The sequence below is a fragment of the Gammaproteobacteria bacterium genome (assembly GCA_028819075.1).
Taxonomy (GTDB): domain Bacteria; phylum Gemmatimonadota; class Gemmatimonadetes; order Longimicrobiales; family Gaopeijiaceae; genus BD2-11.
This window is the reverse complement of sequence record JAPPMM010000019.1, coordinates 161496-178439: the sequence shown is the minus strand read 5'-3', so window position 1 is coordinate 178439 and position 16944 is coordinate 161496. Positions and strand designations below refer to the sequence as shown.

At 68.2% G+C, this 16944-nt stretch carries 16 protein-coding genes; 5 read left to right on the top strand and 11 right to left on the bottom strand.

Going from position 1 to position 16944, the window contains the following annotated elements:
• Positions 1–117 precede the first annotated feature (117 nt).
• Positions 118–1506, top strand: coding sequence for an amidohydrolase family protein (locus tag OXU32_05285; GenBank protein ID MDE0073382.1), 1389 nt, complete (start codon positions 118–120; stop codon positions 1504–1506).
• Positions 1507–1534: 28 nt separating this feature from the next.
• Here OXU32_05285 and OXU32_05280 read toward each other — a convergent pair whose 3' ends face one another.
• The 8 genes from OXU32_05280 to OXU32_05245 all read right to left on the bottom strand — a co-directional run bounded on the left by OXU32_05280 (position 1535) and on the right by OXU32_05245 (position 9560).
• On the bottom strand, positions 1535–2812 hold the full coding sequence (locus OXU32_05280; GenBank protein MDE0073381.1) for a hypothetical protein: 1278 nt from the start codon (positions 2810–2812) through the stop codon (positions 1535–1537).
• 145 nt (positions 2813–2957) lie between these two features.
• On the bottom strand, positions 2958–3782 hold the full coding sequence (locus OXU32_05275) for an intradiol ring-cleavage dioxygenase (GenBank protein MDE0073380.1): 825 nt from the start codon (positions 3780–3782) through the stop codon (positions 2958–2960).
• Positions 3783–3811: 29 nt separating this feature from the next.
• The gene (locus tag OXU32_05270) at positions 3812–4534 is read right to left on the bottom strand and encodes a response regulator transcription factor (GenBank protein ID MDE0073379.1); all 723 of its coding nucleotides are present in this window, start codon (positions 4532–4534) and stop codon (positions 3812–3814) included.
• 1 nt (position 4535) lies between these two features.
• Positions 4536–6173 carry a HAMP domain-containing sensor histidine kinase gene (locus OXU32_05265; GenBank protein ID MDE0073378.1) on the bottom strand — a complete coding sequence of 546 codons (1638 nt, stop codon included), beginning with the start codon at positions 6171–6173 and terminating at the stop codon, positions 4536–4538.
• A gap of 77 nt (positions 6174–6250) precedes the next feature.
• Positions 6251–6823, bottom strand: a complete 573-nt coding sequence (locus OXU32_05260; GenBank protein ID MDE0073377.1) for a nitroreductase family protein — start codon at positions 6821–6823, stop codon at positions 6251–6253.
• A 71-nt stretch (positions 6824–6894) separates the two neighbouring features.
• Positions 6895–8139, bottom strand: coding sequence for a hypothetical protein (locus OXU32_05255; GenBank protein ID MDE0073376.1), 1245 nt, complete (start codon positions 8137–8139; stop codon positions 6895–6897).
• A 92-nt stretch (positions 8140–8231) separates the two neighbouring features.
• Complete coding sequence (locus OXU32_05250) at positions 8232–8453, bottom strand: hypothetical protein (GenBank protein MDE0073375.1); 222 nt, start codon at positions 8451–8453, stop codon at positions 8232–8234.
• 6 nt (positions 8454–8459) lie between these two features.
• Positions 8460–9560, bottom strand: coding sequence for a hypothetical protein (locus OXU32_05245; GenBank protein ID MDE0073374.1), 1101 nt, complete (start codon positions 9558–9560; stop codon positions 8460–8462).
• A 194-nt stretch (positions 9561–9754) separates the two neighbouring features.
• Here OXU32_05245 and OXU32_05240 point away from each other — a divergent pair, with 194 nt between their 5' ends.
• Positions 9755–10024, top strand: coding sequence for a hypothetical protein (locus OXU32_05240; GenBank protein ID MDE0073373.1), 270 nt, complete (start codon positions 9755–9757; stop codon positions 10022–10024).
• Between the two features lie 84 nt (positions 10025–10108).
• Here OXU32_05240 and OXU32_05235 read toward each other — a convergent pair whose 3' ends face one another.
• Positions 10109–11152, bottom strand: coding sequence for an endonuclease/exonuclease/phosphatase family protein (locus OXU32_05235; GenBank protein ID MDE0073372.1), 1044 nt, complete (start codon positions 11150–11152; stop codon positions 10109–10111).
• A 213-nt stretch (positions 11153–11365) separates the two neighbouring features.
• Between OXU32_05235 and OXU32_05230 the strand changes: the two genes are divergently transcribed.
• Complete coding sequence (locus OXU32_05230) at positions 11366–12154, top strand: nucleoside-binding protein (GenBank protein MDE0073371.1); 789 nt, start codon at positions 11366–11368, stop codon at positions 12152–12154.
• Between the two features lie 5 nt (positions 12155–12159).
• Here the strand turns inward: OXU32_05230 and OXU32_05225 are convergent, their stop codons facing one another.
• Both OXU32_05225 and OXU32_05220 read right to left on the bottom strand, forming a co-directional pair.
• On the bottom strand, positions 12160–12456 hold the full coding sequence (locus tag OXU32_05225; protein MDE0073370.1) for a hypothetical protein: 297 nt from the start codon (positions 12454–12456) through the stop codon (positions 12160–12162).
• A 166-nt stretch (positions 12457–12622) separates the two neighbouring features.
• Positions 12623–13879: a hypothetical protein gene (locus tag OXU32_05220; protein MDE0073369.1), complete on the bottom strand. Its 1257-nt coding sequence runs from the start codon at positions 13877–13879 to the stop codon at positions 12623–12625.
• A gap of 254 nt (positions 13880–14133) precedes the next feature.
• Here OXU32_05220 and ilvA point away from each other — a divergent pair, with 254 nt between their 5' ends.
• Together ilvA and OXU32_05210 are read left to right on the top strand one after the other, a co-directional pair.
• Positions 14134–15345: a threonine ammonia-lyase gene (ilvA, locus tag OXU32_05215; protein MDE0073368.1), complete on the top strand. Its 1212-nt coding sequence runs from the start codon at positions 14134–14136 to the stop codon at positions 15343–15345.
• Positions 15346–15469: 124 nt separating this feature from the next.
• Positions 15470–16738, top strand: a complete 1269-nt coding sequence (locus tag OXU32_05210) for a serine hydrolase (GenBank protein ID MDE0073367.1) — start codon at positions 15470–15472, stop codon at positions 16736–16738.
• Positions 16739–16944: the final 206 nt, after the last annotated feature.

Below are 16944 nucleotides of genomic sequence, written 5' to 3'. Positions count from 1 at the left end.
CATAAGATCAACGACCACAACAAGATATAAATCCATCAACACCCGCCGGTCAGGCCGTTTCCCGCATCCCCGGGTCTCCCGCGGCGGCTGCCTGCACGCCTCGGTCTCGTTCGGCGGTTGTTCGCACCCATCACTCTCATCCTGGTCCTGGGGGCGGCGGCATGCGCCAATGACGCGCCCGTCTACGATGTGGTGCTCTCCGGAGGCCGGGTCATGGACCCCGAATCGGGGACGGACGCGACGCTCAACGTCGGCATCACGGGCGACCGCATCGAGGCGGTCTCGGAGGAGACGTTGACCGGCACCCGGGTAATCGACGCCTCGGGCCTGGTGGTTGCCCCCGGCTTCGTCGACCTGCACCAGCACGGCCAGACCGACGAGACCTACCGCTTCATGGCTCACGACGGGGTGACCACGGGACTGGAACTCGAGGTCGGCACCGGCGACGTCGTCGCGTTCTACGCCGATCGCGAGGGCGGCCAGCCCGTGAACTACGGCGCCAGCATCGGCCACATCCCGGTGCGCATGCGCGTGATGGGCGACACGGGCGACTTCCTGCCCGCGGACGCCGGCAAGGACGACCTTGCCACGCCCGAGCAGATCGACGAGATCGCGCGCCGCATCCGCGAGGGACTGGACCAGGGCGCGCCGGCGGTGGGATTCGGCTTCCCGTACACGCCGGCTGCCACCGACGGGGAACTCCTCGCCGCGATGTCCGTCGCGGGCGAGGTGGGGGCGTCCGCGCACGTGCACACCTACGGATGGCCCGACGGCGCCCAGTACGTCATCGACCTGGCCGAGCAGGCCGGAGCGCCGCTCCATATCGTGCACGCCAACTCCACCGGCGGCGCCGCCACCGCGGAGTTCCTGGCTGTGGTGCAGGAGGCCGTCGACGCCGGGCGAGACGTCACCACCGAGGCCTATCCCTACGGGGCCAGCCAGAGCCGCATCGAGTCGGCCCTCTACGACAACTGGGAGGAATGGGAGGACGAGCGCTTCGGCGTCTTCCAGTGGGGCGCAACCGGCGAGCGCCTGACCCGCGAGAGCTTCGGCCGCTACCGGGAGCAGGGGGGCAGCGTGATCAGCCACGTGCGCACCGAGGAGATGACGCTCACCGCGGTGGCCAGCCCCCTCACCATGGTGGCGAGCGACGGGGGCGCGCAGGTGAGCCATCCGCGCTCGACCGGCTCGTTCTCCAAGGTGCTCGGCAAGTACGTGCGCGAGGACGGCGTCCTGACCCTTATGGAAGCGCTCCGCAAGATGACCATCGAGCCGGCGCGCCGACTGGAAGCGTACGTGCCCATGATGGCGAACAAGGGGCGCATCCGGGTGGGGGCCGACGCCGACGTCACCGTTTTCGACCCCGAGACGATCATCGACCGCGGGGACTACACCAACGCGGCGGTGCCCTCCGGCGGCATCGAGTACGTGTTCGTGAACGGCGTACTCACCATCGAGGGTGGCGAGTACCTGGGCACGCGGGCGGGGAGGCCGGTGCGGCGGTAGGCTCGTCTGAACCCAGGTATCGGATCACCTAGAAGAATCTGCCGCCCCGGTTCGACCCCATTCGCGGGTTCACCACGTTGTTGAAGACGGAACCGAACGTGAAGCTGAAGCCGAGTTCCAGTTCGTACTCGAAATCGGTTCCCAGCTGGCGACGCTCCAGGAGGATTTCCTCGTCGGGAATACCCTCCCGGCTCAGGTAGATCTGGTCCTTTACCCGGGCCACGCTTCCCTCCAGGTCCAGGTTCAGACCTCGGACGATGCGGTACTCGATGCGCGCGTACAGATCGATGCGGTGCAGCGAAGGGTCGTGGAGGAACATGGAAGCCTCGAGCCCGCTGTTGATGTCTCCCCAGGGCTGCTGGAATTCGGCCGAAACCTCCATGCGCTGCTCCGCGTGGCTCTCCTTCGTCTTGTCGAAGAGGGTCACCTCCTCGTAGTCGAAGGACGCCAATCCCAGCGAGTACAGGAACGTGATCTGTCTCCGGGTCGACTCGGCGTAGGGGAAGATGCTGTATTGCAGCGCGGGAGCCGCGCGAATCGCCAGGTCCTGGTTGACCCTGGTCGACGTGAGAGCCGACGCGCGCACGCCGGCGGACCAGTGCGGCCCGAGGCTCCACACGACGAGGCCTTCGTGGTTGATGTTGCGCGAGGTGCTCACAAGCACCTCTTCGTCGTTCAGCTCGAACCTTTCCTCCTCGTATTCGGCGTACGAACTGATGTCGATCTTGAGGTCCTCGGTCGTGCGGCTGGCCCAGAGCGACCCGTCGAACGCCTGCGAACTCTCGCGGCTCTCGCCCTCGAGCTCCGCGCCGGCCCGAATGCTGAACACCCACAGGTTCCACGGATCCGTCTCGGCGGAGGCCTGCTGCTGCACCTGCTCGGGCGCCTCGTAGCGGATGTCGAGCAGGGGGCCGGCGGAAGTGGACGCCGCATACCGGACGAGGCCGATCGTGAATATCTGCGTCAGACCGGCTCTCTCCTCTTCGTCCGAGTCACTCTCCTGCGAGACGAAATAGAGCGTGTCCTGCTGTCCGGCCCGCTCCTCGAGCCCCATGAAGTACATCTCGTAGGCTTCCCCGCCGGCCGCGGTCTCCTGCGAAGTAACCAGGACATGCAGATCCGCATCGGTCCGGTCCCGCACGTAGTTCACGAACGAGACCTCGCGGCGAAAGTGATCGAAGTCGCACATCCGTCGCTCGCAATCCAGAAAGACCCGCAGGAGCGAATCATCCTGACCCGCGTCGGGCATCTCCTCCTGCGCGCTTCCCCGCGAGGGAATCAGCGATGCGGCAGCCACAGCCAGCAACAGCCCCGCGGTGAAGAGCCACCGAGAGCCGTGTCGTGGTCGGCCCGGCCACGAGGGGCACCTCCCCATCCCGTCGAATTGTCTTCGAGCGTCCACCCTCCACCTCCCCGCCCGTGCCATCCCTCGCGCCCGGACCCTGTGGTTGTCAGATGCGCACGGGTCTCCGGCGCCTGCCTCTGCCGCCATCGGGGCGACCGGCCTCGGCATCGGTGAGATCGAGCCCGATGTCGAAGGCTGCGGCGTATCCGGCGCCCGTCTCGCTCACCTGGACCATCAGGCTCTCACCGTCGTCGCGGAAGATGCCGTCGTCCGCGTTGGTCGTCTGGCGCCGCCCCCGCGCCGCATAGGGCGCTCGGGCATGCACCTGGTCGATGAGTGCCTCGTCGAAGTAGAGCTGCGACGTGAACTCGTACGGCCGCCCGGCCACGTCGGTGCGCACCTTGAAGTGCACGTGGACCGCCCGGCCGCGGTACCAGCCCGGAAAGATCGTGGTGAACCGCGCCACGCCGTTTTCGTCCGTGCGCTGGAAACCTCGCAGGAACTGCCGTTCCCTCGCTCCGGGAGGAGCATCGTCGTCCTCGACGCCCCAGTACACGCCCTCGGCGTCGCACTGCCAGACGTCGACCATCGCACCGGCCAGCACCGAGCAGGCGCCAGCCGAGATCTGCGACACGTTGAACCTGAGCGTTAGCGGTGCGCCCTCGCTCACCCCGCCGGTCGCGGGATCGGACCGGATGTCGGCGCGCTCGAGCTGAGTGTCGACGAAGAACGGCCCCTCGGTCTGTTCCGGACGCACCACACAGGCCGGGAGAGTGCCGGCGATCTGGTGCCCCTGCGCAATGGAGCCCACGTCCGTGCCCGCCCGAAGCGCCCACCGGCCGACGGCCAGCGCCCCACCGCCCACACCGAGGGCGGCCAGCGCCTCGCGCCGCGTCAGTATCCGTCCCACCGAATCGTCGTCGTGCTTCATGCTGTACCTCCAGGCTTGTAAGTTGTCAGTCAAATGTCAGTAGATGTCAGAGAGATGTCAGTAGGACTCCGCGAACTTCGCAGCCGGTATCCGGATCGATGAACCGTCAGGATGTGACGGGGCGCCCCCGGATCCTGCTCAAGCTTTCGGCGAAGCTCCGCGATGTGCGTGTCGACGGTTCGGCTCAGGATGGCGGCCCGGTGACCCCAGACCTCCTTCATGAGCGCGACCCGGGTCGCCACCGCGCCGCGGCGGCGCACCAGCGCCACCAGCAGGTCGAACTCCTTGGGCGTGAGCCGCACCTCCCGGCCGTCACGCAGGACCGAACGGTGTTCGAGACGGATCTCGACGTCGCCGAAGGTCTCCACCGCCTTCGGCTGTCCGTCCTGCCCCGCTCTTCGCAGGATCGCGGAGACCCGTGCGAGGAGCTCCAGCACTCCGAAGGGCTTGGTGACGTAGTCGTCCGCTCCCAGGCGAAACCCCATCACCTTGTCCGCCTCCTCGCCCCTGGCGGTCAGGATCAGCACGGGGACTTCGATGCCCTTGTCGCGGAGGGACTTGAGCACCTGGTAGCCGTTCATTCCGGGCAGCATGAGGTCCAGGATGACGAGGTCGGGTTCCCCTGAAACCACTGCCTCCAGGCCCTGCGCGCCGTCCTCCGCCACCTCGACCGCATGACCGTCGATCTCTAGGTTGTTCCGAAGACCGTAGGCCAGCCGGGCGTTGTCCTCCACGATCAGGATCCGGGCCACGTCACGCCTCCCGCGGCGCGCCGGCCAGCGGCAACTCGATGATGAACCGGGCACCGGACCCCGGGCCTCTGTCGCCTGTCTCGACGCGCACCCGTCCTCCCTGGGCCTCGATCACCCTCCGAACCACCGCCAGGCCGATCCCGGAGCCCGCGGCCGCCGAGGCGCGGTCACGGTCGAGGCGCACGTAGGCGTCCCACACCCGGCCGCGCTGCCCCGGGGGTACGCCCGGCCCCTCGTCTTCCACCCAGATCGTCGCGAAGCCATTCTGCTCCCCGGGCGTACCCCGCACGCCGATCTCGATCGTCTGGTCCGCGGGTCCGTACTTGACCGCGTTGTCGAGCACGTTGAGCACGGCCTGGCGTGTCGCTTCGACGTCCATCGTGCAGGCGATGCCGGTTTCGATGCGTCGCTCGATGCCGGCGTCCGCGGCCCGCGCGAGCGGCTCGAAGCTCTCGGCCACGCTCTCCACGAGAGCGCCCACGTCCTCGGCGACGAGGTTCAGGTTGAGCGCGTCCCGCTCGCCCCGCGAAAAGAGCAGCACGTTCTCGACCTGGTGGGTCAGCCGGTTCGACTCGTCGACGATGATCTCGGTCGCCCGCGACCGCTCCGCCTCGTTCCTCACCCGTCCCAGCATCAGGGTCTCTCCGAACATCCTGATCTGCGTCAGGGGGGTGCGAAGCTGATGCGAGACGCTGGATACGAAGTCCTCGCGCAGATCGGCCAGTTCCGCCTCGCGGCGGAGTTGCCACACCGCCGTGAACAGAAGACCGGCAGTCAGCAGGAAGAGCGCGACGATGTAGGGCATGCGCGACCCCGGGACGCCACCGCTCACCATCCGATCGACGGCCTCGGGCCGCACGCCGAGTTCCAGCACCATCCCGCCGAGACTCTCGTCGAGGTCGTACTCTACCGAGGTTCCCGAAGTCGCATCGGCGGACGATTCGTAGATGATGTCGCCGTAAGGATCGCGGACGCGTGCCACGAAGATGTCCCCGTTGGCCCGCCCGCCCGTGAAGGTCTCCGGCAGCAGGGGCTCCTCCGTGAACGCGCGCCCAAACGCGGGCGCGAACGCCTCCCGCGACAGGACCATTCCCTCCAGCGCGTATCGCCCCCGGCCCTCATACGTGAGCTTGTGAACGAGCGCGCTGTGTCCCTCCGGGGTGAACAGCGTCCGCACCTCGAAATCATCCGGGTTTCGCCGGCTGTGCTCCCGCGCCGCGCCCACGGCCCAGGCCGCCTGGGCGGAATCCGCCTCTCCCGCGGCCGAGAGCTCGCCCTCTTCGGGGTCGAGACGGAAGAAGAGCGATGCCTGATCCAGCGCGTCCCATCGCTGACTTCTCGCCGCCTCGCGCAGACGGTCCGGAGTGAGCGGACGGTCGCCACGGCGCCCCGCGCTCCACGCGATGACCTCGATGCCCTCCTCGAGCAGTTCGAAGGTCACCTCGCCACGCGCCTCGAGAGCGAAGTTGGAGGCGGCGAACAGGGCCTGGTCCCGAACGATCTCCTCGGCCAGTTGCACGCTTGAGCGACTGGCGTCCCAGGCCTCATAGCCGAGAACGGCGGTCAGGAGCCCCGTGAGGCCGAGGAGAATGAGCGTGACCGTCCAGCGCGGACGGGTCGTCGTGCGATGCCTTGCCATACCCTTGAAGGTATCGGGCGGGCGGCTCCGCTCAACGACCCGGGTGCAAGGGAATTGTCAGGACTGCAGTCGGCCGATCAGTCCACCCAGGTCGTCAGGTCGCGGGCCGGCACGCGGGGCTTCGGGTCCGGCACGGCCGCCGGTTCGCCCAGGTTGACGATGGCCACGATGCGCTCCCCGTCGGGGACGCCGACCGCCGCCCGGGAGCGGGGATCGTCCATGACCGCGCCGGTCTTGATGTGCGTGCCCAGCCCCGCCGCCTCGGCGGCCAGCGCCAGGTTCTGGATGCCCATCCAGGTCGCGGCGTAGTCTTCTTCCCGGATCTCCGGGTTGTCGTGCACCACCACTGCCACCGCGATCATGGCGGGCAGCGCCTCGTGGCGGGCGGCCACGCTTTCGACGACCTCCCGGGCCGCGTCCGGGTCGGCGACCCGCTTGGCCTTGCGCGCCCCCAGCGCCGCCCCGTAGGCGCGCCGGGCGGCCGGACCCAGCACGTAGAAGCGCCACGGCTGGGTCATCCGATGGTTGGGCGCCTGCGCGACCAACTCGAGAAGCCCTTCGACTTCCGCGCAGGTGGGTTCGCGCCCGGTGAACTGTTTTATGGAGCGGCGCCGGGAGATCAGCTCCGCAAGGAAGGTCGGGTCGGACATGTCGGCGTCGGGTTGGGGGACGGGAAAGTGCCTGCGGGACGGACCCGGCGAATGTAACGGGATCGCCGGTGCTACATCTCCGGCAGGCGATACCGCGCGATGTACACCAGGTCGACCTCGTCCCTGAAGGTCGCGTAGACGACGCCGTCGCCGAACCCCATGACGGTATGCCCTTCGGCGATCTCCACGGTGCCGGCGTGCTCGGCGTCGGGCGTGAAGATGTCGTACAGGAACGGCGCGCCGACGGGCTGGTGGCGGCGCAGCCACGCACGGCCCTCCGGGTCGATCAGGATGCTCCCCGTGAAGGCCGGCAGCGTCTCCGGCCATTCGTAGTCGTCAACGTCGTCGCTCGCCCCCGCCAGGGTCATGGTACGGGCAGCGGCACCCGCCATCGAGGAGGCTCCGCCCCCGCCACCCGTCGCGAAGGTAGCCATCTGGACGGACCGGGTATTCTGCTGCCGGACCCACGCTTCCTTTTCCGCCTGGCCCGCCGGGACCGCTTCCCATGCCACGGGTGCCCCGCTACGGACGGATCCGTCGGAGGAGATCCATTCCAGGCGATAGTCAGCTGCCCGGGCGATGGCCACGCTGCCGTCGGGCGCGACGCCCCAACTGTCGGAAGGCGAATAGGGCGTTTGCTGCATCGTGACCATCCGATTGCCCTGGCTGCTTCTCATCTCCATTCGGGAGGTGGACTCGGGGGGCGCGAGCCTGGCCACCGTGTCAGGCGTCAGGTCATCGAGCGTCGCCCGCACTACGGGGACGGAATCGGTACCGGATCCGTCTCCCGAACCCCGACCGGCGAGGTTCATCGAGAAGCCATTGGTGGTGTATATGCGTCCAGAGTCATCGATCACCTGGGGGTTCAGCAACAGGATTCCGCCGTCGGGGTCGACCTCGAACATCGGCCGGGTCGCTCCGAAGGAGAGATCGGGCGTCAGTACGGTGAGGCGGTTGTTGCTCACGTCCAGCAGCAGCGTCGAATCCCCGGGAAGGGGCCAGATGCCGCTCGGCGCCTGATACTCGCCCGGACCCTCTCCCCGGCTTCCCACCACCGTCCGGGTTCCGAGCTCCGGGTCCAGGAGCACCAGTTCCCCGCTTGTTCGGTCGGCGACCAGGAGGCTGCCGTCGCGGCGCACGCGGATGTCGTCCACGGACCCGAAGTCGCCGGAAACCGCCTCGGGCTCGCCGAGTTCGTACCTGGTGACCGCGCCGGCCGGAGCCGCAGCGTCATCCTGTGCGCACCCGAACAACCCGAGGGCCATGATGAAGGCGAGGGGCGTGAAGCGGTGACTGCGGGCGGTTCGGTTTCTCATCGCGCTTTCCGTTCTTCGTGGGTGGCGGACTCGGGCCGGTCGGAGCGGCACGTCGCCCTTTGACGGCACGGCCCTGCGTCAGGGTTGCCTCGTCACGAGGACAGGCGGCGAATGGTGCCCGTCTTCTCGATCACCACCCGGTAACCCCCGTAGCTGCCGGGGATGCGGGCCTTCTCTCCGCCTGGGCCGCTTGCGAGATACACCTTGATACAGGGCTTGCCGGCGGCCACCCCGATCGCGGTGCCCACCACGCCGGGGCGTCCCATGACCTTTCTCGAGAGTCGCCGGTGCGCGTCCTCAATGCTCGCCGCCATGTCGTCCTACCCCGGGTCGACGGTCACGCCGAAGCGGTCGAGAACAACATCGATGGGGTTGGCGATGGTGGTGTTCGGGCTGCCGGCGAAGAGCAGCCCGACCGGCCGGCGGTCCTTGCGCCCCCGCCCCTCGGTCACGATGAGGGAGCCCGAGTCGCCACCGGCGCTGAAACCCTGGCCGGTTATGACGATCTGGTCGACGAAGCGCGCCCTGCCCGTGCGGTAGTTGACGTCGAGAATGGCGTTGATGCCGGTCACCTTGCCGCGCGTGTGCCCAGTGGTGCGGCCGTACTTCTGCACCGCGAGCATGAGCGAGGCCTCCTCCGTGCCGGTCCGGGGAGCGCCGTACCCGTTGGAGGGCGTGGCCGTGCTCAGTTGGTCGGGCGACGTTTCGGCGATGGCGCCGTCGACCTGGTTTTCCGGGCAGGCCAGGGCGCGGCAGAAGCCGATCTCCTCGAAGTCGGCCAGCGTGCCGAAGGCGTGCTCCGGGTCGCTCCCACCGTCGGCGACGCCCGGCTGGATCACGTTGTCGCCCACGTTGGCCTCGTTGCGGTTGGCGAAGACGTGGTTGTTGGACAGGGCGTACGTCCGGCGCCCGTCCGTGACGCGCGCCCCGATGGTGCCGGCGGTGACCCCCGTCCGCCCGGTGGACACGCCGATGGGCACCGGGCGTGGGAACGGGCCCCTGGGATCGATGGGGCCGGAGGCTGCGGCCGGCAGCGGCAGATCGCCGAGGGCGGTGATGCGCCCGGTCACCTCGCGCACCAGCGGGTAGCCCGCGAAGCTGGCGGGAAGTCCGTCCACGGCAGCGTACTCCAGGTAGACCATCACCACCGGACGGTCGCCGGCGCCGAGTCCGACCGCGGTTCCCACCACGCCCGGAATGCCCAGCAGGTCCGGGCTGATCTCCTCCTGTGCCGCGAAGGCGGCCGCCAGCGCCTCCTGCGACAAACCGTCCCGGCCGAAGCCGGGCAAGGGAAGGCGAGGACCGCCTGCGGGCGTGAGCCAGAGCGCCTCCACCACCAGCAGGAGCAGGAGCCGCCCCAGCGACGGCAGGATCGAGCGCCGACTGGCCCCCGCAGCAGGCCACCGACCCGCCCGTATCATCGCCCGACTCCGAACCTGCGGTCGCTCATCGACCCTGCTCTCCTGGCGGCACCGCTGCCTGCGCGCCGAACCCTGTACTTGCCGGAACCTGTACCATACTTATTCGAACCCGTCCCGGCGCGAAACGGATCCCCCGCTCGCGCGTAAGGCGCAGAGCCCAGGGGGGCCGGGATGCCTGTCAAAGGAGTGTCGTGATGTTTGAACTGATCGGATTGGGGATCGCGGCTGCCGTCGGGATCTACGCGCACATGAAGTCGCGGAGTTTCGTCCGGCGGCGCCTGCGCTACACGTCGTGGGTCGAGAAACGCTGGCTGGGCGTCATTACCGGTGCTCTGACCGCCGTTGCCGTATCCTGGCTGCCCATCGTGGGCATCGGAGCCGGACTGCTGGTGGGTGCCGGAGTCGGCTCCGGGGTCTCGATGGGCGCCAGCGACGTCCGCAACCGCCGCCTGATCGACGAGTAGGCCCACCGGCGGCGCTTCTCCCGCGGCCCTTCCTGCATTCTTCCGCCCGGATCACTGGGCCGGGTCCGACGATCCGGCCCGCGGTCACCCCTCCGGCGCGAATCGCGCCATCACGGGCAGATGGTCGCTGGTGGTGTCCAGGTAGGCGTCGATGAACTCGTCCACCTGGTACACCATGGCCGATCCCTCCTCGTACCACGCCATCGCTTCGTCCGACGCCAGGATGTGATCGATCACCTCGGTGTAGCGCGGCATCGACCGCGCCCGCGCGGCGCTCAGGCTGGCGGTGGGGAACACCCACTCCGGGGCCGCGTCCACGAATACGCGATAGGGCGTATCGCGCCCGCGCGTGATCGACTCGTCCACGTCGTCGTTCCAGTCCCCGGGTACGAGCACCGCGCGGTCCGGCCATGTGGCGTCGAGGTACTCCCTCAGGCCTTCGCCCGCCGCCATGCGCCGCTCCCATGAGGTCTCGTCGGCGATGGCCTTGGCGTGCAGTACGATCAGGACGACATCCCGGCTCGCGCCCCCCAGCGTCACGCGAAGCTGCACCTCCAGCGGCGGGCGGCCCGCGAACTCGTAGTCCAGATCGGTCAGGATGACGCGGGCGCCGGCGACCTCCGCGACCGACGGCTTGTAGATGAGGCCGACCTTGAGTTCCCCGCGGCTGTAGGCGCCGGATCCGCCGGATACCGACGCGTCGTCGGCGAGGAATCCCCGGTACCCGGGCAGCCGATCCAGCAGCGCGGCGAAGGCATCCGCGTCGGTCACCTCCTGCACCCCCCACAGGTCGGCGTCGGTTCCCAGAATCACGTCGCGGACGCGCGCCATCTGCAAGGGCTCGTCATCGGGTCCCTGGTTCGCGGCTCCGAAGTAGAGGAGGTTCCAGGTGGCGACGTCGAGCGTCGCGGATGTTCCCTGGGCAGGAATCTGGATCGCCGGTGGATCCGGCGGAGGCTGTGGCTCGACGGGATCGGGCTCGACCGGTGGCGGAGACGGCGCGACGGCGTCCCCGCCGCACGCGATCAGGGCCGGAATCAGCGCGGGCAGGAAGAAGAATGCGGGCGCGACGGATGCGGCGATGTAACGGCGCGGCGCAGAGACCGGGCTGCTTTCTGGGAAGAACATGACGTGTCTGTGGCGAAAACGTCTCTCGACGCCGTGAAGGCGTCAGCCGAAGCGGCTTGGCGAGCCGTACCGGGGCATCGCATCAGGATACAATCTTACACGCGGCCTCGCCGGTCCGCTGGCAGAGTGTCATGCCGGCCCATAGAATTCCGCGTCGATGATGTGGGGAAGGAATTCAGGAATAGAGCGAAATCCGGGGAGGGCCAGTCTGCGATGAGTCGTCGATTTCCAACGCTCGCGTCCGCGACGGTCGCCGCTGCGTTCTGGCTCATCGCCGCGCCGGCGTCGGCCCAACTGGAGCTCCACTACCAGCGCGGCAGCATCCTGAACCCCTTCTCCGCCGCCAGCGAGCCGACCCACATCTTCACGCTGCAACACGCCGGAGGATGGCGCGCGGGAGGCTCCTTCTTCTTCCTGGACTATTCCACCGACGGCGTCGCGGACGGCTTCAACGACCGGGATCTGTATGGCGAATGGTATCCGACGCTGAGCCTGGGTTCACTGGCGGAGGGAGGCGTCGGTTTCGGGCCGGTGAACGATGTCCGGCTGGTCGCGGGCGTCAACCTCGGCATCCAGTCAAAGGTCGTGAAGTACGTGCCCGGCGTGGAACTGGGCTGGAACATCCCCGGATTCATCTTCGTGAACACGATTCTCGGGGGCTTCATCGACGCCAGCAGCGGGCTTGACGGCGGCGGCGCGCCGAGCACGGGAGACAGCTTCAACTTCGACGTGAGCTGGCTCTCCGTCTTCCAGCTGGGCAGTCAGTCGTTCTCGTTCACCGGGCACGCCGAGTACATGGGCGCCGTTACAAACGAGGTTGGGGACGAATACCCGGCCAGCATCCTCGCCCAACCCCAGTTCAGATGGGATGTGGGACAGGCGCTGACCCGGGCCGCGAACGTCCTCCACGTGGGCGTGGAATACCAGCTCTGGACCAACAAGCTGGGAACGACCCGCGACGAGAGTGTGGTGCAGCTACTCGTGGTCTGGCAGTTGGATTGAGCGGACTACTGGTCGTCTACCACGCGAACGCCGACCAGGCGACATCCCAGTCTGCAGCCCGGGCGCAACGCAAAGCTCGCGAGGATTGACGCGGCCGCGAGGCCGATCATAGGCCCGGTCATCGGCTGAAGGACCGTCTTGAGCACGCCCCACACCGCCAGGAAGATGACCAGGCCGAGAGCCACTCCCAGGAGCTGGCGCGCGTTGTCGGGGCCTTCGAAGCGGATGGGGGCGCCGCCGTAGTAGAGGGCGGCCAGGGTGGGGTAGAGAGCGAACGGAATGATCCATTCGATGCTTGTCACTTTTCGTAGCCTCCGGTAAGGATCGCGCGGGTTGGCGCAAGGCTCTTGGCGAAGTTCGTCAGGAAGGTAACGAAACCGGGAACCTGGGGCGACGGGCGCGGTGGGCCGGGATGACGCTCAACGATCGGGGCGCCCGCCCCGGGGTGCTGTGTGGAGGGCGAGACCTTCAGCGGATCTGCTCCGGCAATCGCCTGACCGTGATCACCGGGACATCAAACTCGTCCGTGTCGACGAAGACGGCGAGACCATCGGGGCCGAAGGCGTCCGGCATTTCGAGCCGCCCGACAGGGAAGGTGCCCACGTAGCAGCCGTCCTGCGCAAGCACGTCGATCGGGCCCGATTCACTCGTGCCCGGCTCCGTGCTGCGCTGCACCCACAGGCTCCCCTCCCAAGTGGCGTGCACCGCGGCGACCACCGGGACTTCGGGGTAGAACCGCATGTTCTCGAGCGCCGCCCGCCGAGTTGCTCCGAAACGGTTGAACATCTCCCGGATCTCAGGGGGCAGTTCCCCCCCTCCCCCTAGTTGCGTGACTTGCCGGTTCGCCTCCCGTTCAAGCTGGCGTTCGCGCTCCGTGCGCCTCATGCGCTCCGTCACGGGCAGCGGCCGTATCGCTCGACGCAGGATGTGCGAGACCCGGCCGGATGAGTCGGTGACCTTGATCGCATAGGCCGACGAGTCCGAGAACGCGACTCCGCCCGATGGAAGCGGGTCGAACAGAAGCTCCGGTTCAAACCCCCACTCGTCGCCCATCATGTCGAGCACGTCCTCGAAGTCTGCGCCAGCCGGGAGTTCGGTCGGCGCTCGTGGAGCCCAGGCCTCCACGAGGACGCGGTCCTCAACTTCCGCCGAAGACATGTCGATGCGGAGGATCGAGCGCTCGTCCCGGGCCACCACCGTCCGAGATCCCGTCCGCTCCGGCCGAAGGCCCGCACGGGTTCCGATTCCAATCCCGCGGCCCGCTTCCCGCACCGTGCGTTCGAACTCACCGCCCGGACCGAAGACGTGGTACCCCCTCATCATGTCGCGCACGAGGGTGCGTCCGTCGTCCCATACGATGAGTTCCATTGCCATCTGGAACTCACCGGGACCGTCACCGGGGCGCCCGAAGTCCCCTACATGGCTTCCGGCAGCGTCCACGACGACGACTCGCCGGCCGCCATCCGTTCCCGCACCGTCCAGCAGGTACAGGTTCCCGGCACCGTCGAAGCCGACGCTCCGGATGGTAAAGAACTCCTCCCATTCGGCCTCCGCCTCCGTCGATCCGATGCGGTACACCAGCTCGAAGTCCGGTGAGAGCGGCAGATCCTCCTCGGGTAGATCGACAACCTCCTGGGCGAGGAGACCGATGGCCTCCGAGCCCGGAGCGAGCCCTCCGGCGATCCACATTCCTCCGATGGCCAGCAATCGCAGATTCCGATGCACCTTCCCGCCTCCACTTGACTCAGGTTATTCCAGGACGATCTACGATAATCGTCGTAGATGCGGGTGCGCAAGGCCGCTGGCGTGGGCTGCGGAGGCGGTTCGACGGCTGGTTGGGAGGGCAAGCGAAGGCAACAATCCAGGAGAGGCGAGAGTAACGAGAGTGGCTCGCGTGCCGATCCCGCCCCGGCGCAATCGGCAGAACGCTCCCTCGGAGCAACCGAAGAGCTCTCTCCGTGAGGCGCAGCTTTGTGAACATGCTCTCTTGCGACGACATCATTGCGGCCCGCGGGCGCATCGGGGACGGCGTTGTTGAGACCGACTGCCCGCGCTCCCTCGGGCTCGACCGCTCCCGGCTGGGGCGCGTGCACTTCAAGGCCGAGTTCCGGCAGCGGACGGGTTCGTTCAAGGACCGCGGCTCGCTGAACCGACTGCTCCTGCTGGAGCCGACCCAGCGGGAGGCCGGGGTGGTCGCGGCCAGCGCGGGCAACCACGCCCAGGCGCTCGCGTACCACTCGGCGCGCCTGGGAATTCCGTGCACCATCGTGATGCCCGACGCCGCACCGCTCATCAAGGTGACCAAGACGCGCGGCTACGGGGCCCGCGTCATCCAGACCGGCGCGACCCTCACCGACGGCATGGCCCGCGTCGCGAAGCTGGCCGACGAGGAGGGCCTCACGGTGGTCCACGCCTTCGACGATCCCACGGTGATGGCGGGGCAGGGGACCATGGCGCTGGAGGTTCTGGAGCAGGTGCCAGACGTCAACACGCTGGTGGTTCCCATCGGGGGCGGCGGGATGATCTCGGGGGTCGCGACGGTGGTGAAGGAGCGCCGGCCGGGCGCCCGCGTCATCGGGGTGGAGGCGGCGGCTTCGCCGGGGGCGGTCGCATCGCTGGAGGCGGGCCAGCCCGTCCACCTGGAACGCTCGGACACCCTCGCCGACGGTATCGCGGTGAAGCGCATCGGCGACCTCACCTTCCCGCACATCCAGGCCCTCGTGGACGACGTGGTCGTGGTCGACGAGGAGGAGATCGTGCGCGCGATCTTCTTCCTCATGGAGTCGGAGAAGATGGTGGTCGAGGGAGGTGGGGCCGTGGGGGTGGCGGCGATTCTGGGCGAGAAGGTCCGCCTGGGCCCCGGCGACGTCACCGTGTGCATCCTCTCCGGGGGCAATATCGACATGAACGTGGCCTCGAAGATCATCGACCGCGGGCTGTGGGCGGACGGTCGCCTGGCGCGCCTCTCGGTGGTGGTGCAGGACCGGCCCGGCTACCTGAACGAAGTCACCGCCGTGGTCGCCATCCATGGGGCCAACGTGCTCCACATCGAACACACCCGCGCCTTCGGCGACATCTCCGTGGGCCACGTCAGCATCGAGATGGAGATCGAGACGCGCGGACGCGCTCACGTCGCCGAGATCGTCGCCGAACTGAGGGAGCTGGGACACCAGGTGGGCGAGGTGGCGTGACCCCGCTCGTTCTTCCGGCCACCTGTCGCATCCCGCGCGCGGGGACGTATCATATCGTCATCGACGAGCGAACGTCCCTCCGGCGCCATCCATCGATCTATCGCCCCCCAACGAGGTGATTCCCATGAAGTCATCACAGCGGCCCCAGCCGGTCACGTCCACCCTCCTCTCCGCCATCGCCGGCGCGATCCTGCTGCTCGGCGCGGCCGGCCTGCAGGCGCAGGACGCCTACTTCCCGCCGCCGGGCGACTGGGAGCGCAGGTCCCCGGAGTCGATGGGCATGAACCCGGAACTCCTGCAGCAGGCGGTCGATTTCGCGATCGCGAGCGAGAGCACCGCGCCGCGCGACCTGGAGGTGGCGCACGCGCTCAGCTGGAACACCGAGCCCTTCGACGAGGCCATCGGCCCGCTCAAAGTGCGGGGTCCGCAGAGCGGCATCGTCGTCAAGGACGGCTACATCGTCGCCGAATGGGGCGAGACCAGGCGCGTCGATCCGACGTTCAGCGTCGCCAAGAGCTTTCTCTCATCGACCGTGGGGCTGGCCTGGGACCGCGGACTCATCCGCGACGTCAACGACGCGGTGCACGAGTACATGCCCCCGCTGATTCTGCCGGTGGGCGACGGCGAGCCCGGCATGGAGGCGGACGGCCGCGGCGTGCCGACCCCCGTGTCGCTCTTCGACTCCGAGCACAACCAGAAGATCACCTGGGATCATCTGCTGAGGCAGACCAGCGACTGGGAGGGCACGCTCTGGGGCAAGCCCGACTGGGGCGACCGGCCGGGGCGCGACGTCGCGGCCAACCGCAACCGCCCGCGCAACGAGCCCGGCACGGCCTACAAGTACAACGACGTGCGCGTGAACCTGCTGGCGCTGGCGGCGCTCCAGGTCTGGCGCCGGCCCCTGCCTCAGGTGCTGCGCGAGCACATCATGGATCCCATCGGCGCCTCCAACACCTGGCGCTGGTACGGCTACGAGAACTCGTGGGTGAACGTCGACGGCGAGATGATGCAGTCGGTGAGCGGCGGAACCCACTGGGGCGGCGGAATGAACCTGAGCGCTGAGGACCAGGCCCGCTTCGGCTACTTCACCCTGCACAAGGGCAGCTGGGACGGCGAGCAGCTGCTCTCGGAGGAATGGCTGGACATGGCCGAGACCCCGGGTTCGGTGAACGAGATGTACGGCTTCATGAACTTCTTCCTGAACACCGGCCAGCGCTCGTATTCCAGCACGCCCGAGTCGTCGTTCAGCCACCGGGGCGCGGGGACCAACCTGGTCTACGTCGATCGCGACAACGACCTGGTGGTGGTTGCGCGCTGGATCCAGGGCGGCGCCATCGACGAGTTCCTGGGGATGGTGATCGCGTCGTCAGTCGTCGCCGAGGAGCGGCGCTGAGGAGAGAGGCGAGGAAAGAGAAGAGGCGGCCTGAAAGCGGCGAGGCTCGCGCAAGCGGTGCGTCCCGCATGACTTCTGGCTAACTTGCGCGTGCTCCGGAGGCGAGAAGCCGCCCGAGCGCGCAAGTGAAACACGCAGAACCACAAAGGATCGGGTACCCATGGACAAGGACTCCCGGAGCGGGACGGTCGAAGGCGGCCGACCGG